The sequence below is a fragment of the Methylobacterium oryzihabitans genome, from assembly GCF_004004555.2.
In the GTDB taxonomy this organism is placed as follows: Bacteria; Pseudomonadota; Alphaproteobacteria; order Rhizobiales; family Beijerinckiaceae; genus Methylobacterium; species Methylobacterium oryzihabitans.
On record NZ_SACP01000007.1, the window covers coordinates 19,808 to 41,107 of the forward strand.

The following is a 21,300-nucleotide window of genomic DNA, read 5'->3' on the forward strand; positions in this document are numbered from 1 at the left end:
GGCCGGCCCCGGCGCAGCATCGACCGCGACTCCGGACCGGCGCATCCGTCACGGCGTCCTGCCCGGCCGATCACGAGATGTTCCTGAGCCGTCGCCCGGAACGCCAGCCATGTCAAGCGCGGCGGCCGACGCGCAGCGTGTGCCGGGCGCCGCCCCCGCGGCGGCGCTCCCGACCCGGCGCGCCGCCCTCGCGGGCCTCGCGGCCGCCCTGGTGCCGGTCGCCGGACCGGGGACGGCCCGGGCCGCCGGACCGGGGCCGGCCCGGGCCGCCGACGGGCCACCGGTGGTGGTCGCCTCGAAGACCGACGGCGAGGGCGCGCTCCTCGGCCAGATGATCCTCCAGACCCTGCGCCGGCTCGGCATCCCGGCGGCCGACCGGCTCCAGCTCGGGCCGACCCGGATCGTCCGCACCGCCCTCACGGCCGGCGAGATCGACCTCTACCCGGAATACACCGGCAACGCCGCGTTCTTCTCCGGCACCGAGACCGACCCGGCCTGGAAGAACGCCGCCAGCGCCTACGAGCGCGCCCGCGCCTTCGACGCGCCGCGCGGGCTGGTCTGGCTGGCGCCGGCGCCGGCCGACAACACCTGGCAGATCGCGGTTCAGGGCGCCCTCGCCCGCCGGGAGCGCCTCGTCACGATGGCGGACTTCGCCGGCGCGGTCCGGCGCGGCCTGATCGAGCTCGCCGCCTCGGCGGAATTCGTCGAGAGCCCGGCCGCCCTGCCGTCGTTCGAGCGGGCCTACGGCTTCGCGATGCCCCTGGAGCGCATCGTGGTCCTGCCGGGCGGCGATACCTCGGTCACCCTGCGGGCCGCCGCGCAGGGCATCAGCGGGGTCAATGCCGGCATGGTCTACGGCACCGACGGGGCGATCGCGGCCCTCGACGTAGTGGTGATGGCCGACCCCGCCGGCGCCCAGATCGTCTACGAGCCGGCGCCGGTGATCCGCGCCGCGGTGCTCGAGCGCCATCCCGGCCTCGCCCCGGCGCTGGCCGACGTCTTCGGGCGGCTCACCCTGCCGGTGCTGCGCCGGCTCAACGCCGAGGTCGCGGTCGAGGGCCGGCCGCCCGAGGCGGTCGCCCGGCGCTTCCTCGGCTGAACATCCCCGGCGGAGTGTCGCGGGCGACAACCGGCCCGCGCCCGCGTAACCTCGGCCGCGATGATCCGCCACGCCTCCCCGTTCCCCCTCGCGCTGGCGGTGCTGGCCGCCGCCGCCCTCATCGGCCTGCCGCTGCTCACCCTGGCGCCGAACCGGCTCGTGCCCGGCATGCCCCAGGCCGGCGGTCCGGTCGCCGGGGCGGCGGCCGTGCTCGCGCTCATCGCCGGGTTTCTGATCGCGGTGGCGCGCGGCCGGCCGGGCCATGCGGCGGCGGGCGGCGTCGCGGCGCTCGCGGCGCTCGCCGCCCTCGGGCTCGCCGCCGGGGCCGTGGCCGGCGGCCTGTTCGATTCGCTGTCGCTCGCGGTCGAGTACCGCGGGCGGGCCGGCGCCGTGAACGCCGCGATCCTCCAGCATCTCGGCCTGTCGGCCGCCGCCCTGGTGCTCGCCGGCCTCGTCGCGGTGCCGCTGGCGCTGGCCCGGCTCGGCGGCGGCCGGGCAGGACGGGTGGCCGACGGGCTGATCGGCGGCGTGCAGGTGGTGCCGGCGCTGGCGCTGTTCGCCGGCCTCGTCTCGGCGCTGTCGGCGCTGCTCGCCGTCGCGCCGGCCCTGCGCGGCCTCGGCCTCGCGGCGATCGGGCCGACGCCGGCGGTGATCGGCACCGCCGCCTACCTGCTGCTGCCGCTGGTGCGCAGCCTGGCGGCGGGCCTCGCCGCGCCGGAACCCGCGGTGCTCGACGCCGCCCGGGCGGTCGGCCTCACCCCGCGCCAGGAACTGCTGCGGGTGCGCCTGCCGCTCGGCGCCCCGATCCTCGTCGGCGGCGTGCGGGTCGCGGCGGTGCAGAGCATCGGCCTCTCGACGCTCGGCGGCCTCGTCGGGGCGGGGGGCCTCGGCGCGGTGGTGTTCGAGGGCATGGCGCAGTTCGCCGCCGACCTGATCCTGCTCGGCGCGCTGCCGGTCGTGCTGCTCTCGCTCGCCGCCGACCGCCTGCTCGCGCGCTTCGGCGCCCGGTTCGCCCTCGCCGGGGGCGCCGCGTGAGCCGCCCCGGCCTCGGCACCGCCCTCCTCGGCCTCGCCCTCGCGGCCCTGAGCCACCCGGACCTCGCCGGTCCGCTGGTGCGGGCGCTCGGGCTCCAGGCCGGCACGCCGGTTCCCGCCGGGCGGCTGGCCTGGCTCGCCGGGCGCCACCTGACGCTGGCGCTCGGCGGCTTCGCCCTCGCCGGCGGGCTCGGCGTCGCCCTCGGGATCCTGGCGACCCGGGCGGCGGGGGCGCGCCTGCGCGGCGCCATCGAGACCCTCGCGGCGGCGGCCCAGGCGGCGCCGCCGGTGGTGGTGATCGGGCTCGCCCTGCCGCTCCTCGGCTTCGGCGCGCCGCCGACCCTGCTGGCGCTCGCCGCCTACGGGCTAATGCCGGTGCTGCGCGGCACCCTCGACGCCCTCGCGACGGTACCGGCGGAGGTGCGGGGCGCCGCGGCGGCGATCGGGATGACGCCGGACCAGATCCTGTGGCGGGTCGAGCTGCCGCTCGCCGCCGGGCCGATCCTCGAAGCCCTGCGGGTGGTGATGCTGCTCGCCGTCGCCACCGCGGCCCTCGGGGCGCTCGCCGGGGCGCCGACCCTCGGCACGCCGATCGTCGTCGGGCTCCAGAACCAGAACGGCCTCCACCTCGTCCAGGGCGCCGCGGCCGCGGCCGGCCTCGCCTTCCTCGCCGACGCGGCGTTCCAGGCGGCCCGGGCCCTCGCCCGCCGGTGGGTGTGAGCCCGGCGCGACGATTCCGGGCCTTGCCGGCGGCGGCCGCCTGCGCGCAGAACCCGGTCTGGGCCGGGGACGACCGGCGCGAGGAGGCCAGGCCGTGGTGTGGTTCGCGATCGGTGCCGTGCTCGGGGCGGGGGGCGGCCTCGCGGGAGCGCTCCGCGAGCCCGCGCCGGAGCGCCGGCTGCTGCGCGACGTCGGGGCCGGCATCGTGTTCGGGCTCGTCGCCCTCGGGACGCCGCTCTGGGTCGTCGCCCACCTCGTCTGAGCAGACTTGCGTTGGCAGGCCAACGCTTCGCCCGCTCAACTCATTGTTGTGTCGCAGGTTTTTCTCGCAAAAGCGGCGACCACTTTTGCGAAACCTGCTTAGGCCGCCGGCCGGTTTGACAAGCCCGCGGGATCGGCAACACACTCCACCGCAAGGCTTCGGCGCCCCACCCCCCGAGGGGCGGGCGTACACAAGAGGCCGAACGGGCCGGCCGGCCCGGAACCTTGCGGAGGAAATCATGACGATCGGGCTGGAGAATCCGGGCCGGCGCGGCCTGATGCTGGGCGCCGCCGCCGCAGCCGTGACGGCGGGCACCGGGGCGCTCGCCAAGGCGCCGATGCTGAAGAGCCAGGCGCCGTACTTCTACCGCTTCATGCTCGGCGACGCCGAGGCGACGATCGTGTCGGACGGCACGCTGCCGCTCGGCGACCCCCACACCAACTTCCTCGGCCTGTCGGCGGCCGAGATGGACGAGCAGCTCACCCGCAACTTCCTGCCGCTGTCGAACGCGGTGCTGGAACAGAACATCCTGGTCCTCAACACCGGCAGCCGGATGGTGCTGTTCGACACCGGCATGGGCTCGCTCAAGCTGTTCGGCCCGACCACCGGCAAGCTGATGACCACCCTGCGCCAGTCCGGGATCAAGCCGGAGGACATCGACGCGGTGGTGATGAGCCACGCCCACGTCGACCATTGCGGCGGCTGCGTCGGCGACGACGGCAAGCCGAACTTCCCGAACGCCCAGTTCTACATCTCGCAGGCCGACTTCGACTACTGGACCGACCCGGCCAAGGTGCCCCAGCCGATGGGCGCCTTCCTCGACACCGCGCGCAAGAACCTGCTGCCGGTGCGCGACCGCCTCGTGTTCTTCAAGGACGGCGAGGAGTTCCTGCCCGGCATCCAGGCGCTCGCGGCGCCCGGCCACACCATCGGCCACACCATCTTCATGATCACCTCGGGCCGGCAGAACCTCTGCTACCTCGGCGACCTCACCCATCACCCGGTCCTGCTGATGGAGAAGCCGCTGACCGAGTTCGCCTACGACAGCGATCCCAAGCAGTCGGCGCAGTCGCGGCTCAAGATGCTGACGATGCTGGCCCAGAACCGCATCCCGGTCCTGGCCTACCACTTCGCCTGGCCGGGCATCGGCCACGTGGCGAAGAACGGCGACGGCTTCCGCTACGTCCCCGAGCCGATGAAGATGGAGCTATGAGGCGGGGCCGGCCGCTCCGGCGGCCGGCTCGTCAGACGTCCGCACCGCTCGGGTGCTGCGCGGGCGGGTGACATGGTTCCCGGATTCATGGTCCGGCAACCCTATCGAAGCCGGTTCGACTCCCGATCTAAAGAATGGCTCCCTTTCCCGGACGACTGGAGCGTCAGCGGAAGGAGATCCGGGATCCAGACGTCAGATGCGCCGCGAAGCGGCTCCGTCTGCCAGCACTGTCGCTGGGTACGGACGCTTCGCGACTTTTTGTGCTGGATCCCGGATCTCCTTCCACTTCGTTGCAGTCGTCCGGGAAAAGGGGTGCTTGACGCGGCAAAGACGATGGGCGGTCACTCAAGCAGGCTTTCACTCCGCCTTCGGCCGCGGCCCGTAATCGCGGAATTTCTCCAGCGTCTCCGCGATCTCGGCCTCCGACAGGATGTGCGGGCGCCCGACCTGGAGCGCCACGGCGTATTGCCGGCACAGGGTCTCCATCTCGACGGCGAGCCACAACGCCCTGTCGAGGCTCGGCCCGGTGGCGATCATGCCGTGGTTGGCGAGCAGGCAGCCGGCGCGGCCCTCCAGGGCTTCGAGGGCGAGCACCGAGAGTTCCGGCGTGCCGAAGGTGGCGTAGCCGCTGCACCGGATCGTGGCGCCGCCGGCCGCCGCGATCATGTAATGCGCCGCCGGGATCTCCATGCGGCACATCGCGAAGGCGGTGCAGTGGATCGGGTGGCCATGCACCACCGCGTTCACCTCCGGCCGCGCCCGCAGGATGTCGCGGTGGAAGCGCCATTCCGAGGACGGCCGCAGCGGATGCTCGAAGCTGCCGTCGAGGCGCAGGAACACGATATCGTCGGCGCTCATCTGTCCGTAGGGCAGGCCCGACGGGGTGATGAGCAGGCCGTCCTCCCAGCGCACCGAGAGGTTGCCCGAGGTGCCCTCGGCGAGGCCGAGCCCCGCGAGGCTGCGGGCGGCCTCGACGATCCCCTGGCGGGTGGCGAATTCTGTGTGACGCGGCATCGACGGCTCCCGGCGGGTCGGAACCGCTTGTCGGGCCGAATCCGGCCGGCGCCAATCCCCTATCCGGCCGCCTCGTCCCCGGCCTGCTCCCGCGCCAGCGCCTCCTGCCGGCGGCCGAGCCACAGGGCGTTGGCGAGCCAGGCGAGGGACAGCGGCACCGCCGCGACCGCGAGCGCCGCCGACCCGAGCCCGAGCGCCCCGACGAGGCTGTAGGACCACGCCCCGACCTGGTCGCCGAGGCGGTAGACCACCGTGTCGATGAAGCTCTTGGCCTTGTAGCGGTCCTCCCGCGGCAGGACGGTGAACAGCACCTCGCGCACCGGCCGGGCGAGGGCGAAGTTGCCGGCCCGGCGCAGGACGTAGAACGCGACCACGCTGGCGATGGTCGGCGCGAGGGCCAGCAGCGCGAAGCCGATCGCGCTGGCAAACGGCAGGATCGCCATGGTCGGCCCGACGCCGATGCGCCGCACGATCCGCCCGGTGAGGAAGAACTGCACGCCCAGCGTCAGCACGTTCACCGCGAGGTCGATGCCGGCGAAGAACTGCGTCTGGGCGGCGCGGTCGGGGAAGCTCGCCTTCGCGATCGCCGCCTGCTCGAAATACAGGAAGGTCGTGGTGATCGAGAACAGCAGCAGGAAGAGGCTGATGTTGAGGAGGTAGGGCGAGGACAGGGCGCGGCGGATGCCCGCGAAGGCGCTGCCGCCGATCGCCCGCCCGGCCTCGCCCGGCTGCCGGTGCAGGGCGTCGGAGAGGCGCGACAGCCCGCGCATGCTGAACACTGCGACTTCGAGCAGGAGCGCGGCGGCGACGAGCAGCACCTCGGTCGGGACCGATCTGGCGAGCAGCGCCGTGACGGCCGAGCCGGTGATCGCCCCGATCGTCGCGCCCGCCGCGATGAAGCCGAACAGCCGCTTGCCCTGTTCGGTCGAGAACACGTCGACGATCGTGGCCCAGAAGATCGAGACCACGAACAGGTTGAACACCGACAGCCAGACGAAGAAGGCCCGGCCGATCCACACCTGCCGGTCAGGCCCCGCGACCGCGAGCGCCACCGCGAAGGCCAGGATGTTGAGGGCGAAGAACCGGTAGGTGAGCGGCACGAAGCGCGCCCGCGGCAGGCTGCGCACCAGCCAGCCGAACGGCACGTTCAGCACCACCATGCCGACGAGGGTCGCGGTGAACAGCCAGGGCAGGTTCTCGATGCCGCCGGCGACGCCCATCTGGTCGCGGATCGGCCGCATGACGTAGTACGAGGCCAGGATCGAGAAGATGTAGGCCCACGACCAGCCGAGCGCCGGCACCTCCCCGGCGCGCACGTCGGTGAGGCGCCGCAGCCAGTCCGGCACCCGCCGGCCGGTCCGCTCCGCGGCGGCCGCGGCGCCGGCGGCCGCCCCGGTTCCGTCGTTCACCGGGCGAGCCCGAAGGTCTTGCGGGCCTCGGCCGCGGTGGCGTCGTGGCCGAAGCCGGGGCTGCCCATCTGGAACAGCCGCGCCTTGTCGAGGCCGCCGACGGTCACCGGCTCGAAGCCGGCGTCGCGCACCAGCCCCTCGGCGACCGCGAGCGCCCCGGCATCGTCGCCGGCGATCGGCACCGCCATCGGCGGCCCGTCGCGGTGGGCGTTGCGCTCGAACAGCCGGACGTTGGCGGCGTTGAAGGCGCGCACCAGCCGCGCCCCCGGCAGGTACCTGGCCGAGGTCGCCCCGATGCCGTCGGCCTCGGCCTCCGCCGCGAGGTCGCCGTCGCGGGCCCGGGTCGCGTTGCCGGCATCGAGCACGACCTTGCCGGCGAGCGCCGCGGCGTGCTCGCGGCCGAGCTCCGGATAGGCCCGGTAGGGCACGGCGAGAAACACCACCTCGCCGAAGCGCAAGGCCTCGGTCACCGTGCCGGCCCGGGCGAGCGGCCCGAGCCGGCCGACCAGCCCGGACAGCTCCTCCGGGTGGCGCGAGGCGATCATCACCGGGTGCCCGGCCTTGGTCCACAGGGCCGCGAGGGTGCCGCCGATGTTGCCGGCCCCGATGACGGCGATGCGGGACTTCTCCTGCGCCCGCGCGGGCAGCGCCGCCACGAGAGCCAGGGCGAGGACGAAGCGGCGCGAGAGGGTGTCACAGGCCATCGATGTAAGCCTCCATCCGGCGCCGGGCGGCTTCGTCCGGCAGCCGGCCGCGGGCGGCGCCGAGGTTGTCCTCGGCATAGGCCACCCGGGCGGTGCCGGGCACCGGGCAGGTCACGGCCTCGTTCCCGAGGACGTACTTGAGGAAGAATTGCGGCCAGGTCGCGCAGTCGAACTCCGCGGCCCAGGGCGGCAGCTCGCGGCCCTTGACGAGGTTGAACAGCCGCTCGCGGCCGAACGGCACGTTGACCATCACGGCGACGCCGCGGTCGCGGGCCAGCGGCAGGATCCGCTCGGCCGCCGCGCGGGCATCGACCGCGTAGTTGACCTGGATCACGTCGAGCGCCTCGCGCCGCATCAGGGCTTCGAGGTCGGCGTATTGCCGCTCGGCCCAGGTGGTGGCGCCGAGGTAGCGGATGCGCCCGGCCGCCTTCATCTCGCGCAGGAGCGGCAACTGGGCGTCGGGGTCGATGAGGTTGTGGACCGCGATCAGGTCGATGCGGTCGGTGCCCATGCGGCGGAACGAGCGCTCGATCTGCGCCTGCCCCGCCTCGCGCCCCTGCGCCGCGACCTTGCCGCACAGGAAGACCTTGCCGCGCAGGTCCGAGCCGGCGAAGACCGCGCCCAGCACCTCCTCGGCCCGGCCGTAATCCGGCGCCGTGTCGACGACCCGGCCGCCGAGGGCGACGAAGCGGGCGACCGTCTCGCGCAGCGGCTCGACCCCGGGCCCGGCCGGATCGGTGTCGTAGCGCCGCGACGTGCCGATGCCGACGACCGGGATCGTCTCGCCCGAGGACGGGATCGGCCGCATCCGCAGCGGGCCGTCGGCCTCGGCGGCGCGGGCGTGGGGCACCGCGGCGCCGGTCATTGCGGCGGCAGCCATGGCGGCGCCAGCCATTGCGGCGCCAGCCGCCAGAACGGCGCGGCGGTCCGGATTCATGCGGGTTCCTCCCTCGCGAGCGGGCTGGTGCGTCCCCTGCGGGTGCGTTCGACCTCTGGTTGCCGATCGTAGGCGGGATTCGCGCGGCCGTCCCGGGGGAGCGGCGGAAAAATCACCGGCACGTCCCGTGGCGAAGCGCCCTGCTCGGCACGCGAGAAAGCCGGCCGGTGCCCGTCGGGGCCCGTTGCCGGCTTGGGTCTTTCGGGTGGGTGGGTGGGGCGCGATGCCCCGGGATCGACAGGGAGGCGCCGGACCCGAGGTCCGGGCCGCTTCGCGGCTCAGTGCGCCTCGCGCAGGGCCACCGCGTTCGGCGTCAGGCCGAACCGCTCGGCGAGATGCCAGCGCAGCTCGCGGGACGAGTGGTAGCCGTAGCTGCTGTCGATGAGGTGGCTGACGTCGATCGGCCGGCGGTCGTCGCCGAAGCGGCTGATGTGATCGACGTGGAAGGTCCGTCCGTCGTTGAACAGGGACGGGGCGCCGGAGCGCCGGGTGAACTCGAACAACATGTCTTTTCTTTTTCTCTCTGAGTTGGCGCCCCGCGTCGCGGAGCGTCGTGTTTGGCGGGTCCCGATGGCGTCCCCGCAACCGATCGTTAACGCCCGATCCTCGTCGAGGATCCGGGGGCGCCGCGACCGGAGGGCGGCCGATCAGGCCGCCTGCAGGTTGCCGGCCGAGACCTTGCCGCTGCGCTTGTCGGTCTGCATCTCGTAGGAGATCTTCTGACCCTCGACGAGCCCGCGCAGACCAGCCCGCTCGACGGCGGAGATGTGGACGAAGACGTCCTTCCCGCCGTTATCCGGCTGGATGAAGCCATAGCCCTTCTGGTCGTTGAACCACTTGACAGTACCGGTTTCCACGTAGCTCGTCCTCAGTCTCGTGCCGAAAATCCCCTGCGAGCCGTCTCGAGGACGATCCGCAAAAAGCAACGATGAAGCTTGGGGAATGGCAGGGCTCTCACGCGGACCCCGGGTCCTCGACCCGATCCGTCAGCCCGTCGTCGCCAAGGGATATCTAGGGAGTCTCTGCGGCCTTAACAAGGCGGCGGGCGCCGGGCGCGCTCACTTGTTCTTGCGCGGGCGCTGGTCGGGGTCGATCCCGCCCTCGGGGGTGGTGTCGTTGTCGACGTCGCCCTCATAGGTGTTGGCGGCCTCCGGATCCTCGGGGTCGGCACCCGACAGCGTCGTGCCGGCGCTGCCGCCGATGCCCGGATTGCCCTTCAGGTCGGCGTCGGTCGGGGTGGTGGTCTTCGGCTGCTTCGAGCTCATGCGATGATCCTGTGCGGCGGCCTCAGCGGTTGAGCGCCCGTTCGAGTTCGTCCCGGCTCATCCGCGAGCGGCCGGGGATGTCGCGACGCTTCGCCTCGTCGTAGAGGGCGGCGCGGGTGGCGTGGCTGCGGGTCTCGCGCTCCTTGCGGCGTGTGCGCCGGAAGGTGGCGCGGTTGTCCGCCGGGCTCTCCTGGTTGGAGGTGCCGGCCTCGCGCAGCGCGATCGCGATGGCCTGCTTCGGGTTCGTCACCGGCCGCCCGTCGTTGCGCTCCAGCTCGCCCTCCTTGAAGGCGTGCATCACGCGGCCGATCGTGTCCTTCTGCGCCCTGGTCGGCGTGGCCATGGTCGTCCTCCGGGAATGGCCCGAGCAGCGCCCGCGGCGCCGGTGTCGTCCCGGTCAACGCCCGAACCGAGCCCATGTTCGGCGCCGTCGATCCGGTTCCGGGGCCGCACCCGCCTGTCGCATCCGCCGGCCGGGTCCCATATAGAGAGTCGTGTAGACGTATCGGGCGCTCCATGGCGGGTATTTCTGTTTCCCTCGAAGGCTCCAACATCCAGCTCGCGTTCCAGAAGGACGATCAGGCCACCGCGGTCGTCATGGACGCGCGGGCGGCGCGCGCACTGGTGCGGGCGGTCGGCCAGCTCCTCATCGCGATCGACGAGCCGGACGAGGATGCGGGGAGCGACCCCGACGACGACATCGCCACCCTGGACGTGACGTCCTCGGCGATCGAGGTCGGGACCGACGAGAGCGGGCAGGCGGTCGTCGCGCTTCAGGCCGGCGCCCTGCCGCCGTTCCAGCTCCGGCTCACCGACGACGAGGCCCGCCACGTCGCCCGCAGCCTCGACGAGATCCTCAACGCGCCGCGCGACGTGCGCGCCTCGCACGGCGGCCATTGAGGACGGCGGACCCGCAGGTCCGCCGCCCGCCGAGGCCCGCCGCGCGTCTCAGAAGCGGGTGCCCGGGTTGCTCGGCCCGCCCGGCAGGTAGTCGGGCTCCGAGCCCGGCCCGGCCGGATCGATGACCCCGGGATCGTTCACCGGGTAGGGCGAGCGCGGGCCGGTCGGGCCGGTATCCGGCAGGTCGTCGGGGTCCACCGGCGGCGGAAGGTCGCCCGGAATGCCGCCGCCGGGATTCGGGTCCGGGATGCCCGGGTTGACCATGCCGTGAGCCGCGCTCCGCAGGGTCGTGTCCGCCTCGGCCATGTTCGTGAACATGCGTCGCCTCCTCGCGCCGATGTGGGGGTGTGGAAGGGAAACAGGCCCGCCCCGAGGGGGGTTCCGGGTACGGCGGGACCACCGCCCTGCGGCCATCCGACCGCCGCGGCATCGCGGAACCGCCCCCGGCACCGCCTGTTGCCCAGGCATCCCTCCAACTCCCGGAGCCAGCGATGCCCGACATCCGGCAGGCGAAGATCCTCATCATGGCGACCGACGGCTTCGAGCAGTCGGAGCTGGAAGTGCCGAAGGCGAGGCTGGCCGAGGCCGGCGCCACCGTGACGGTGGCGGCGCCCCGGTCCCGCCAGTCCCCCGACGCGATCCGCGGCTGGGACGAGACCGACTGGGGCCGCCCGGTCAAGGTCGACGCCGACATCGAGACCCTCGACGCGGGCGGGTTCGACGCCCTCGTCCTGCCCGGGGGGCAGATCAACCCCGACAAGCTGCGCCTGGAGCCGAAGGCGCTCGAGATCCTGAAGAGCTTCCTCGCCGGCGGCAAGGTCGTGGCCGCGATCTGCCACGCGCCGTGGCTGCTGGTCGAGGTCGGCGCCGTGAAGGGCCGCAAGGTGACGTCGTTCGCCTCGATCAGGACCGACGTGGTCAATGCCGGCGGCGACTGGCGCGACGAGGCGGTGGTGACCGACACGGGCATCATCACCAGCCGCAACCCCGGCGACCTCGACGCCTTCAGCGCCAAGATCATCGAGGAGGTGCAGGAGGGCCGCCACCGGCGCGCCGCCTGACGCCTGCTGCGAAATCCGGAAGATTGCTTCCGGATTTCGCAGCACGAGCCCGCGCGGCGCATGAGCGAAGCCGATTTCCGCGTCGCGAAAGCGATCCCCCGGGATCGCCGAGCGATCGATCGGAAATCGCATGAGCGGGGCAGGCCCGGCGCCGCGGCGCTTGGTGCCTGCCCCCGACCTCCTCTAGACAAGGTCCCGCGACCCCGAACGGGGCGCCGCCACGTCCCGAGGAGCGCCCGTGCACAAGCCACTCGCCGGCATCAAGGTCCTGGAACTCGCCCGCATCCTGGCCGGGCCGTGGATCGGCCAGCTCCTCGCCGATCTCGGCGCCGACGTTGTCAAGATCGAGCGGCCGGGAGCCGGCGACGACACCCGCTCCTGGGGACCGCCCTTCGTCGAGGCGGCGGACGGGGGCCATCTCTCGGCGTCGTATTTCCACTCGACCAACCGCGGCAAGCGCTCGGTCGCGGCCGATTTCGAGACCGCCGAGGGCCAAGCGGTGGTGCGGCGGCTCGCCGCCCATGCCGACGTGGTGATCGAGAACTTCAAGGTCGGCGGGCTGAAGAAGTACGGGCTCGACCACGAATCGCTGCGGGCGCTCAACCCGCGCCTCGTCACCTGCTCGGTCACCGGGTTCGGCCAGGACGGCCCCTACGCGCCGCGGGCCGGCTACGACTTCATGATCCAGGGCCTCGGGGGCATCATGTCGCTCACCGGCGAGCCCGCCGGCGAGCCGGTGAAGAACGCGGTCGCCTTCGCGGACGTGTTCACCGGGGTCTACGGCACCGTCGCGATCCTCGCCGCGCTCCAGGGCCGCCACGCCACCGGCGCGGGCTGCCACATCGACATGGCGCTCCTCGACACCCAGGTCTCGGTGCTCGGCAACCAGGCCCTGGTCTATCTCGTCTCGGGCCTGCTGCCGCCGAGGATGGGCAACGAGCACACCAGCATCGTGCCCTATCAGGTGTTTCCGACCCGCGACGGCCACGTCATCGTCGCCTGCGGCAACGACGGCCAGTTCGCGAAGTTCTGCGGCGTGCTCGGCACCCGGTGGCACGAGGACCCGGACTACGCCACCAATCCCGGCCGGGTGACCCGCCGCGAGACGCTGATCCCGCTCATCGCCGCCGAGACCCGCCGCCACGCCAAGGTCGACCTGCTCGCCGGCCTCGCCGCGGTCAACGTGCCGAGCGGGCCGATCAACGACCTCGCCGAGGTGTTCGAGGATCCGCAGGTGGTGCATCGCGGCCTGCGCCTCGACCTGCCCGAGCCGCGGGCGAAGGGCGGCAGCGTGCCGACGGTGCGCTCGCCGATCGTCATCGACGGCGAGCCGATGGTGGCGCGGACCGCCCCGCCGCAGGTCGGCGACCATACCGAGAGCGTGCTCGCCGACCCGGCCTGGGGCGGGTGAGACGCAATGCCGTGCGCCGCGCGGCGTGGTAGCGTATCCGTCGCGACGGTGAGGCCGTCGCCCGACCGAGGGTGTGCCGCCCGATGACCGCTGTGGCGTTCGACACGCTGAAATTCGCCCGCACGCTGCGCGATCAGGCCGGGATGCCGGCCGAGCAGGCGGAGGGCCTCGCCGGCGCGATGGCCGAGGCGCTCCAGGGCGACCTCGCCCGCAAGAGCGATCTCGACGTGCTCGGAAACGATCTTCGGACCCGCTTCGACGCCCTGCGGGCCGAGATGAAGTCGAATTTCGAGCGCCACACCGCGGACACCGCGGCCAGAATCGATGCCCTGCGCGACGAGACGGCTGCCGGCTTCGAGCGTCAAAGCTCGGCAACGACGGCCAGCATCAACGCCTTGCGGGCTGAGACGACGGCCAGCATCGACGCCCTGCGGGCTGAGACGACCGACCGCATCGAGGATCTGCGGGCTGAAACCAAGTCGAGCATCGAGGGCCTGCGGGCCGAAACCAAGTCGAGCATCGAGGGCCTGCGGGCCGAGATGAAGTCGAACTTCGAGCGTCAGAAATCGGACACGACAGCCAGCGTCGAGGCTTTGCGGGCAGAGACAAAATCAGGCATCGAAGCTTTGCGCGTTGAGATGAAATCCGGCATCGATGGGCTGAGATCGGAAACCAGTTCGCGCATCGATGGCTTGCGGATCGACATGAAGGCTGTCGAGGCAAAGATCGAGTCGACCAAGAGCGACGTCATCAAGTGGGTCGCAGGCATGATCGGCTTCCAGACCCTGGCGGTGATCGGCGCCGTGATCGCGCTGGCCCGCCTCATCCGGCCGTGACACGCGGTCCTGCGACCAAGGACACGAAAGGACCACCATGGCCGAGGAGCCGCGCCCGCGCACCGGCGGACAGATCCTGATCGACCAGCTCGCGATCCACGGTGCCGCCGACATCTTCTGCGTGCCGGGCGAGAGCTACCTCGCCGCCCTCGACGCGCTGCACGATTCGCCGATCCGCCTCACCGTCTGCCGCCAGGAGGGCGGGGCCGCGATGATGGCGGAGGCCGCCGGCAAGCTCACCGGGCGGCCGGGGCTGTGCTTCGTCACCCGCGGGCCGGGGGCGATGAACGCCGCGCCGGGCCTGCACGTCGCCCGCCAGGACTCGACCCCGCTGATCCTGTTCGTCGGCCAGATCGAGCGGGCGGCGCGGGAGCGCGAGGCGTTTCAGGAACTCGACTACCGGGCGGTGTTCGGCACGGTCGCCAAGTGGGTGACCGAGGTCGACGACCCCGCCCGACTGCCGGAGGTCGTCTCGCGCGCCTTCCACACCGCCGTCGCCGGCCGGCCCGGCCCTGTGGTGGTCGCGCTGCCGGAGGACGTGCTGACCGAGACCGCGACGGTCGCCGACGCCTCGCCGTACCGGCCGGTCGAGACGCACCCGGCGCTCGCCCAGATGGTGAAGCTCCAGACCCTCCTGCGCGAGGCCGAGCGGCCGCTGGCGATCCTCGGCGGCAGCCGCTGGAGCGCCGAGGCGGTGCGCCGCTTCGCCCGCTTCGCCGACCTGTTCCGGCTCCCGGTCGCCTGCTCGTTCCGCCGCCAGGGCCTGTTTCCGGCCGACCACCCGTCCTATGCCGGCGATCTCGGCCTCGGGGTCAATCCGGCGCTGCTGGCGCGCATCCGCGAGGCCGACCTGCTGCTGCTGGTCGGTGGCCGGCTGTCCGAGATCCCGTCGCAGGGCTACACCCTGCTCGGGATCCCCGAGCCGGGCCGGCGCCTCGTCCACGTCCACCCGGACCCGGAGGAACTCGGCCGGGTCTACAGCCCGCATCTCGCGATCAACGCCGCCCCCGGCGCCTTCGCGGCGGCGATCGAGACCGTGCAGCCGCCCGCCCGCCTGCCCTGGGAGGACGGAACTGCGCAGGCCCATGCGGGCTACCGCGCCTGGAGCGATCCGACCCGGATCACCACGCCCGGCGCGCTCCAGATGGGCGGGGTGATGACGCATCTGCGCGAGACGCTGCCGGCCGACACGATCTTCTGCAACGGCGCCGGCAACTTCGCGACCTGGGTCCACCGCTTCTGGCCCTTCCGCGCCGTCGACGGCCAGCTCGCGCCGACCTCGGGCTCGATGGGCTACGGCGTGCCGGCCGGCGTCGCCGCCAAGCGCCTGCGCCCGGATCGCACCGTCGTGGTGGTGGCCGGCGACGGCGACTTCCTGATGAACGGGCAGGAATTCGCCACCGCGGTCCAGTACGACCTGCCGCTGATCGTGATCCTGGTCGACAACGGCATGTACGGCACGATCCGGATGCACCAGGAGCGGGAGTATCCCGGCCGCGTCTCCGGCACCGCCCTGCGCAATCCGGACTTTGCCGCCTACGCGACCGCCTTCGGCGGCTACGGCGAGCGGGTCGAGCGCACCGAGGATTTTCCCGCCGCCCTCGCCCGTGCCCGGGCCAGTGGTTTGCCGGCGATCCTTCACTGCCCGACCGACCCCGAGGCGATCACCCCGACCACGACGATTCAGGCGCTGCGGGGAGCCAAGCGCCCCTGATTCACGGTTGCAGGAACGCGCCGGCCGTGCTTTGCGGTTGAATCACCGCAGGCCGGCCGGCGCGGGCCATCCCCGTGGCCTTCGACCGGCACGGTCGGGATTGCCGGCAATCTGTCGTGGCGGACCGTCACGGAGATGCAATCGAACCCGACCATGACGGGCCGCGGCACGAGGAGACATCGCCCATGGCCCCGACCCATCCGTTCCGGTTCGCGCTCACCGCCCTCGCCCTCACGGCGGCCGGACCGGCCTTCGCCGTCACCGAGCTGCAATGGTGGCACGCGATGACGGGCGCCAACAACGACGCGGTCAACCGCCTCGCCGAGGAATTCAACGCCTCGCAGCCCGACTACAAGATCGTGCCGGCCTACAAGGGCAATTACGGCGAGACGCTGAATGCCGGCATCGCGGCGTTCCGGGCCGGCACCGCGCCGCACATCATGCAGGTGTTCGAGGTCGGCACCGCCACCATGATGGCCGCCAAGGGCGCGGTGAAGCCGGTCTACCAGTTGATGAAGGACGCGGGCGAGCCGTTCGACCCGAAGGCCTACCTGCCGGCGATCACCGGCTACTACTCGACCTCGTCGGGCGACATGCTGTCGTTCCCGTTCAACTCGTCGTCGATGGTGATGTGGGTCAACAAGGACGCGCTGAAGACCATCGGCCTCGACGAGGCGCCCAAGACCTGGCCGGAGGTGTTCGAGGCGGCGAAGAAGCTGCGCGCGAACGGCTTCCCGAATTGCGGCTTCTCCAACACCTGGGTGAGCTGGGCCCACCTGGAGCAGCTCTCGGCCTGGCACAACGTGCCGCTCGCCACCAGGGCCAACGGCCTCGACGGCTTCGACACGACCCTGGAGCTGAACGGCCCGCTCCAGGTCAAGCACCTCGCCAACCTCGCCGAGGCGCAGAAGGACAAGACCTTCGACTATTCCGGCCGCTACGACAACGGATTCGGCCGCTTCACCGCGGGCGAGTGCCCGATCATGCTCGGCTCGTCGGGCTCCTACGGCAACGTCAGGGGATCGGCCAAGTTCGCCTGGGCCTCGGCGCCGCTGCCGTACTACCCCGACGCGCCCGGCGCGCCGCAGAACAGCATCATCGGCGGCGCCTCGCTGTGGGTGATGGGCGGCAAGAAGCCCGACGAGTACAAGGGCGTGGCCAAATTCTTCGCCTTCCTGTCCGACACCGACCGTCAGGCCAAGCTGCACCAGACCACCGGCTACATGCCGATCACCAAGGCCGCCTACGAGAAGACCAAGGCCGAGGGCTTCTACGAGAAGAACCCGGCCCTCGAAGTGCCGGTCAAGGAACTCACCAACAAGCCGCCGACCGAGAATTCCCGCGGCCTGCGCCTCGGCAACATGCCGCAGATGCGCGACGTCTGGGCCGAGGAGATCGAGGCGGCGCTCGCCGGCAAGAAGACCGCCAAGCAGGCCCTCGACGAGGCGGCGACGCGGGGCAACGCCATCCTGCGCCAGTTCGAGCGTCAGGTCGCCAAGTAGGCGGGCCGCGATGGACAACCGGGTCGTCTTCGGGGGCTGGCGGCTGCCGCTGGCCCTCCTCCTGCCGCAACTGCTGATCGTCGGCGTGTTTTTCTACTGGCCGGCCTCGCAGGCCGTCTGGCAGTCGTTCCTGTCGCAGGACGCGTTCGGGCTCTCGACCGAGTTCGTCGGGATCGCCAATTACCGCGCGCTGTTCGACGACCCGGCCTACTACGCCTCGCTCGGCCTGACCTTCCTGTTCGCCGCCGCGGTGGCCGGGCTGTCGCTGTCGGCGGCCCTGCTGCTCGCCGCGATGGCCGACCGCGAGATCCGCGGCTCGGGGATCTACCGCACCCTGCTGATCTGGCCCTACGCGGTGGCGCCGGCGGTGGCGGGCGTGTTGTTCGGCTTCCTGTTCCAGCCCTCGCTCGGGATGGTGGCGCGGGGCCTGCGCGACCTCGGCATCCCGTGGAACCCGCTGCTCGACGGCGACCACGCCCTGATCCTGGTCGTGCTGGCCTCGGCCTGGAAGCAGATCTCCTACAACTTCCTGTTCTTCCTCGCCGGGCTCCAGGCGATTCCGGCGAGCGTGATCGAGGCGGCGGCGATCGACGGCGCCGGGCCGGCGCGGCGGTTCTGGACCATCGTCTTCCCGCTTCTGTCGCCGACCACCTTCTTCCTGCTGGTGGTCAACGTCGTCTATGCCTTCTTCGAAACCTTCGGCGTCATCGACACCCTCACCCATGGCGGCCCCGGCCGATCGACCCAGACCCTCGTCTACAAGGTCTATCTCGACGGCCGGCTCGGCGCCGACCTCGGCGGGTCGGCGGCACAGTCGGTGGTGCTGATGGTGATCGTGATCGCGCTGACCGCGATCCAGTTCCGCTACGTCGAGCGCAAGGTGGCGTACTGAGCCACCGCGCCTACCGCGCCGCGACCGTGTCGAGGCAGCATTTCTTGAACTTGCGGCCGCTGCCGCACGGGCACGGATCGTTGCGGCCGACATGCCGGTACGGGTTGCGCTCCGGCTCGAGAGGAACGTAGTCGGGATCCTCGTCGTCCGGCAGGGGAGCGAACTCCGCGTCCAGATCCGTCAGGTAGCAGTAGCCGTAATCCTCGAAGCGGGTGCGATCGTCCGGCTGCTCGACGGCCTCGGCGAGGACCCCGCGGAATTCCTCCTCCAGCCCGTGATCCGGCGAAATCCGGCCGTCGCGCCAGGCCGGCTCGGCCCGCTCCACGAGGTCGGTCAGGCCGAGGAGCGAGATGGCGTCGGTCCAGCCGACCCAGGCGTCGTCGTCGTCCTCGGCCAGACGCTCGTCGTCGAAGCGGATCAGGAAATCGCGCATCGCGCCCGCCTCGACCCGCCCCTCGGCGGTCAGGAAGGCGAGGGTGCCGAGCATCATCGTGCGCAGCATGCTGTCGGCGGTGCGGCGGCCGGCGAGGGCGAAGAGCGGCCCGGCCTCGCCGTCGAACAGGCCGGCGACGATCCGCGGCAGGGTCGCGGGCAGGTCGTCGTCGAAGGCCCGGTCGATCGGCGCCTGTGGCCCGGACAGCAGCCGCATCAAGGGCCGGTAGGCGCGGGTGTCCCGCGCCACGGCGAGGACGTGGAGCCCCCAGAACAGCAGGTTCACCTCGCCGTCGGACAGGTCCTTGCCGGCCGCCACCTTGTCGAGGGCCGCCAGGACCGGAGCCGCGACCGCGTCCGGCGCCGCGATCGCGCGCCGCAGCGCCTCCTCCGGATAGGCGTCCGCCCCCGACAGCGCCTCGATCAGGTCCCGGTCCATGGCGGTTCTCTCCCGTCAGTCTCAGCCGCGCAGGGTCGCGCCGGTCTTGCGGCCGACCTCGGCCACGATGCGGGCGCTCACCGCCTCGATCTCGGCGTCGGTCAGCGTCCGCTCGGCCGGCTGGAGCCGGACCGCGACCGCGACCGACTTCCGGCCCTCGCCGACATGCGGCCCCTCGTAGACGTCGAACACCTCGATCCCGGCGATCAGATTGCGCTCGGCCGCCTGCACCGCCTTGAGGATGTCGCCCGCCGCCACGTCGCGGCCGACCACGAAGGCGAAGTCGCGGGTGAGCGGCTGGAAGTCCGACAGCTTCGCCGCCGGCTTGACCTTGGTCGGGCGGTGCTTGGGCAGCGGCAGCGCGTCGAGGACGATCTCGAACGCCACCACCGGCCCGCGCACGTCGAGGGCCTTCAGCACCCGCGGATGCAGCTCGCCGAACACGCCGACCGGGTTGCGCGGCCCGAACTGGAGCGTGCCCGAACGGCCGGGATGCAGCCAGTCCGGCCCGCCGGCGGCGACCTGGAGGCCGCCGGTCGGCACGCCCAGCGCGGTCAGCAGCGCCAGCGCGTCGGCCTTGGCCTCGAAGGCGTCGACCGTTGCCGCGGCGCCGTCCCAGTGCCGGCCGGCGCCGCCGTGGCGGGCGGTGCCGCGGCGCAGGGCGGCGGCCTTCATCGTCTGGCCCTCGGGCTCGTCGGAGGCGAAGCACTGCCCGACCTCGAACAGCGCGACGTCGGGCAGGCCGCGGTCGGCGTTGCGCTGCGCCGCCTTGAGCAGGCCGGGGATCAGGCTCGGGCGCATGTCCGACAGGTCGGCGGCGATCGGGTTGGCGAGCGCCAGTTCCGGCCTGCCGCCGCCGAACGCCAGGGCCTCGTCGCGGGCGATGAACGACCACGTCACCGCCTCGGTCAGGCCGCGGGCGGCGAGTTCGCGCTTGGCGAGCCGGGTGCGCTTCTGGAGCACGGTCAGCACCGGGCGGATCACCGCGGCGTCGATCCGCGGCAGCGGCTTCGCCTCGATCCGGTCGAGCCCGGCGATGCGGACGATCTCCTCCACGAGGTCGGCCTTGCCCTCGACGTCCGGCCGCCAGGACGGCGGCAGCACCTTCACCCGGTCGCCGGTGCCGGCGACGTGGAAGCCGAGGGTTTCGAGGGTCACCTTCATCTCGGGCCGCGGCAGGTCGAGGCCCGACAGCCGGCGCACCTCGGTCCACGGGAAGTCGATGATGCGCTCGTTCTCCGGCATCGCGCCCGACACCACTGCCTCGCTGGCGCTGCCGCCGCACAGGTCGAGCACCATCCGGGTCGCGAGGTCGAGGCCCGGCACCGCGTAGGCCGGGTCGACGCCGCGCTCGAAGCGGTAGCGCGCGTCGGTGACGATGCCGAGCCGGCGCCCGGTGCGGGCGATGGCGAGCGGGTCCCACAGGGCCGATTCGATCAGCACGTCGGTGGTGGACTCGTCGCAGCCCGAATGCTCGCCGCCCATGATGCCGGCGATCGATTCCGGCCCGGCCGCGTCGGCGATGACGACGGTGTCGTCGTCGAGCCGGTAGGTGCGGCCGTCGAGGGCGAGCAGCTCCTCGCCCGCCCGCGCCCGGCGCACCACGAGGTCGCCCGTCACCTTGGCGGCGTCGAAGACGTGCAGCGGCCGGCCGCGGTCGAAGGTGACGTAGTTGGTGATGTCGACGAGCGCGTTGATCGGGCGCAGGCCGATCGCCGCGAGGCGCCGGCGCAGCCACTCGGGCGACGGGCCGTTCCTCACGCCGCGCACCCGGCGCAGGGCGAAGAGCGGGCACAGGCCCTCGTCGCCCGCGGCGAAGTCGCGGGTGACGGCGATGCCGGCGCTCCCCTCCCCCCGCAGCGGCGGCGCGGCCCCTCGCTTCAGGCTGCCGAGCCCGGCGGCGGCGAGGTCGCGGGCGATGCCGTGGACGCTGGTGCAGTCGGGGCGGTTGGGCGTCAGGTTGATCTCGATGACCGGATCGTCGAGCCCGGCCCAGACCGCGTAGGGCTGCCCGACCGGGGCGTCGGCGGGCAGGTCGAGGATGCCGTCGTGATCCTCGGACAGGCCGAGCTCGGCCCCCGAGCACAGCATGCCGCGGCTCTCGACGCCCCGGATCGTGCCGACCGAGAGGGTGATGTTCTTGCCCGGGACGTAGGTGCCGGGCGGCGCGAACACGCTGCGCATGCCGGCGCGGGCGTTCGGCGCCCCGCACACCACCTGCACCGGCGGGCCGTCGCCGACATCGACGGTGCAGACCCGCAGCCGGTCGGCGTTGGGGTGCTGCTCGGCGGTCAGCACCGCGGCGATGCGGTAGGGCGCGAGGTCGGCCGCCTTGTCGGCGATGCCCTCGACCTCGAGGCCGATGCGGGTGAGGGTCTCGGCGATCTCGGCCACCGGGGCGGCGGTGTCGAGGTGGTCCTTGAGCCAGGAGACGGTGAATTTCATCGGGCGGAACC

At 72.5% G+C, this 21,300-nt stretch carries 23 protein-coding genes; 12 read left to right on the forward strand and 11 right to left on the reverse strand.

Features of this window, described 5'->3' with window-relative positions; translation table 11 throughout:
* The first annotated feature begins 109 nt into the window (after window positions 1-109).
* From EOE48_RS08975 to EOE48_RS08990, 5 genes are all read left to right on the forward strand, one after another.
* The gene (locus EOE48_RS08975; protein ID WP_127728465.1) at window positions 110-1,099 is read left to right on the forward strand and encodes a glycine betaine ABC transporter substrate-binding protein; all 990 of its coding nucleotides are present in this window, start codon (window positions 110-112) and stop codon (window positions 1,097-1,099) included.
* A 60-nt stretch (window positions 1,100-1,159) separates the two neighbouring features.
* Complete coding sequence (locus EOE48_RS08980) at window positions 1,160-2,134, forward strand: ABC transporter permease (RefSeq protein WP_127728466.1); 975 nt, start codon at window positions 1,160-1,162, stop codon at window positions 2,132-2,134.
* Window positions 2,131-2,853, forward strand: coding sequence for an ABC transporter permease subunit (locus EOE48_RS08985; protein WP_127728467.1), 723 nt, complete (start codon window positions 2,131-2,133; stop codon window positions 2,851-2,853). Before EOE48_RS08980 ends, EOE48_RS08985 begins: the two co-directional genes overlap by 4 nt.
* A gap of 94 nt (window positions 2,854-2,947) precedes the next feature.
* Window positions 2,948-3,115 carry a hypothetical protein gene (locus EOE48_RS29130; protein WP_187371356.1) on the forward strand — a complete coding sequence of 56 codons (168 nt, stop codon included), beginning with the start codon at window positions 2,948-2,950 and terminating at the stop codon, window positions 3,113-3,115.
* Between the two features lie 238 nt (window positions 3,116-3,353).
* The gene (locus tag EOE48_RS08990) at window positions 3,354-4,328 is read left to right on the forward strand and encodes an MBL fold metallo-hydrolase (protein WP_127728468.1); all 975 of its coding nucleotides are present in this window, start codon (window positions 3,354-3,356) and stop codon (window positions 4,326-4,328) included.
* Window positions 4,329-4,685: 357 nt separating this feature from the next.
* Here EOE48_RS08990 and EOE48_RS08995 read toward each other — a convergent pair whose 3' ends face one another.
* From EOE48_RS08995 to EOE48_RS09030, 8 genes are all read right to left on the reverse strand, one after another.
* Window positions 4,686-5,342, reverse strand: coding sequence for a class II aldolase/adducin family protein (locus tag EOE48_RS08995; protein ID WP_127728469.1), 657 nt, complete (start codon window positions 5,340-5,342; stop codon window positions 4,686-4,688).
* A 59-nt stretch (window positions 5,343-5,401) separates the two neighbouring features.
* The gene (locus tag EOE48_RS09000) at window positions 5,402-6,688 is read right to left on the reverse strand and encodes an NTP/NDP exchange transporter (RefSeq protein ID WP_187371365.1); all 1,287 of its coding nucleotides are present in this window, start codon (window positions 6,686-6,688) and stop codon (window positions 5,402-5,404) included.
* Window positions 6,689-6,747: 59 nt separating this feature from the next.
* A complete protein-coding gene (locus tag EOE48_RS09005) occupies window positions 6,748-7,455 on the reverse strand; it encodes an NADPH-dependent F420 reductase (protein ID WP_127728471.1) in 708 nt (235 codons plus the stop codon).
* A complete protein-coding gene (locus EOE48_RS09010; protein ID WP_246154061.1) occupies window positions 7,445-8,335 on the reverse strand; it encodes an aldo/keto reductase in 891 nt (296 codons plus the stop codon). The genes EOE48_RS09005 and EOE48_RS09010 overlap by 11 nt, the downstream gene beginning before the upstream one ends.
* Before the next feature lie 335 nt (window positions 8,336-8,670).
* The gene (locus tag EOE48_RS09015) at window positions 8,671-8,898 is read right to left on the reverse strand and encodes an AsnC family transcriptional regulator (protein ID WP_127728473.1); all 228 of its coding nucleotides are present in this window, start codon (window positions 8,896-8,898) and stop codon (window positions 8,671-8,673) included.
* Window positions 8,899-9,039: 141 nt separating this feature from the next.
* Window positions 9,040-9,249 (reverse strand): cold-shock protein, encoded by a 210-nt coding sequence (locus EOE48_RS09020; protein ID WP_127728474.1) that lies wholly within the window; start codon window positions 9,247-9,249, stop codon window positions 9,040-9,042.
* Between the two features lie 201 nt (window positions 9,250-9,450).
* On the reverse strand, window positions 9,451-9,657 hold the full coding sequence (locus EOE48_RS09025) for a hypothetical protein (protein WP_127728475.1): 207 nt from the start codon (window positions 9,655-9,657) through the stop codon (window positions 9,451-9,453).
* A gap of 22 nt (window positions 9,658-9,679) precedes the next feature.
* Window positions 9,680-10,000 (reverse strand): DUF6496 domain-containing protein, encoded by a 321-nt coding sequence (locus tag EOE48_RS09030; RefSeq protein WP_127728476.1) that lies wholly within the window; start codon window positions 9,998-10,000, stop codon window positions 9,680-9,682.
* Between the two features lie 173 nt (window positions 10,001-10,173).
* Here EOE48_RS09030 and EOE48_RS09035 point away from each other — a divergent pair, with 173 nt between their 5' ends.
* Window positions 10,174-10,557, forward strand: coding sequence for a hypothetical protein (locus EOE48_RS09035; RefSeq protein WP_127728477.1), 384 nt, complete (start codon window positions 10,174-10,176; stop codon window positions 10,555-10,557).
* A gap of 48 nt (window positions 10,558-10,605) precedes the next feature.
* On the opposite strand, the gene EOE48_RS09040 is transcribed toward EOE48_RS09035, so the two are convergent.
* Entirely contained in the window at window positions 10,606-10,821 is a 216-nt protein-coding gene (locus EOE48_RS09040) for a hypothetical protein (protein WP_127728589.1), read from the reverse strand.
* 227 nt (window positions 10,822-11,048) lie between these two features.
* Between EOE48_RS09040 and EOE48_RS09045 the strand changes: the two genes are divergently transcribed.
* The 6 genes from EOE48_RS09045 to ugpA all read left to right on the forward strand — a co-directional run bounded on the left by EOE48_RS09045 (window position 11,049) and on the right by ugpA (window position 17,973).
* The gene (locus EOE48_RS09045; RefSeq protein ID WP_127728478.1) at window positions 11,049-11,618 is read left to right on the forward strand and encodes a type 1 glutamine amidotransferase domain-containing protein; all 570 of its coding nucleotides are present in this window, start codon (window positions 11,049-11,051) and stop codon (window positions 11,616-11,618) included.
* Between the two features lie 238 nt (window positions 11,619-11,856).
* On the forward strand, window positions 11,857-13,029 hold the full coding sequence (locus EOE48_RS09050) for a CaiB/BaiF CoA transferase family protein (RefSeq protein ID WP_127728479.1): 1,173 nt from the start codon (window positions 11,857-11,859) through the stop codon (window positions 13,027-13,029).
* 83 nt (window positions 13,030-13,112) lie between these two features.
* The gene (locus EOE48_RS09055; RefSeq protein ID WP_187371357.1) at window positions 13,113-13,865 is read left to right on the forward strand and encodes a CCDC90 family protein; all 753 of its coding nucleotides are present in this window, start codon (window positions 13,113-13,115) and stop codon (window positions 13,863-13,865) included.
* 37 nt (window positions 13,866-13,902) lie between these two features.
* Entirely contained in the window at window positions 13,903-15,579 is a 1,677-nt protein-coding gene (locus EOE48_RS09060) for a thiamine pyrophosphate-binding protein (RefSeq protein WP_127728480.1), read from the forward strand.
* A gap of 185 nt (window positions 15,580-15,764) precedes the next feature.
* Window positions 15,765-17,081 (forward strand): sn-glycerol-3-phosphate ABC transporter substrate-binding protein UgpB, encoded by a 1,317-nt coding sequence (gene ugpB / locus EOE48_RS09065; RefSeq protein WP_127728481.1) that lies wholly within the window; start codon window positions 15,765-15,767, stop codon window positions 17,079-17,081.
* Between the two features lie 10 nt (window positions 17,082-17,091).
* Window positions 17,092-17,973: a sn-glycerol-3-phosphate ABC transporter permease UgpA gene (gene ugpA, locus EOE48_RS09070; RefSeq protein WP_127728482.1), complete on the forward strand. Its 882-nt coding sequence runs from the start codon at window positions 17,092-17,094 to the stop codon at window positions 17,971-17,973.
* A 10-nt stretch (window positions 17,974-17,983) separates the two neighbouring features.
* Here the strand turns inward: ugpA and EOE48_RS09075 are convergent, their stop codons facing one another.
* Entirely contained in the window at window positions 17,984-18,844 is an 861-nt protein-coding gene (locus EOE48_RS09075; protein ID WP_127728591.1) for a DUF1186 domain-containing protein, read from the reverse strand.
* A 21-nt stretch (window positions 18,845-18,865) separates the two neighbouring features.
* A complete protein-coding gene (gene pheT, locus EOE48_RS09080; RefSeq protein WP_127728483.1) occupies window positions 18,866-21,289 on the reverse strand; it encodes a phenylalanine--tRNA ligase subunit beta in 2,424 nt (807 codons plus the stop codon).
* Window positions 21,290-21,300: the final 11 nt, after the last annotated feature.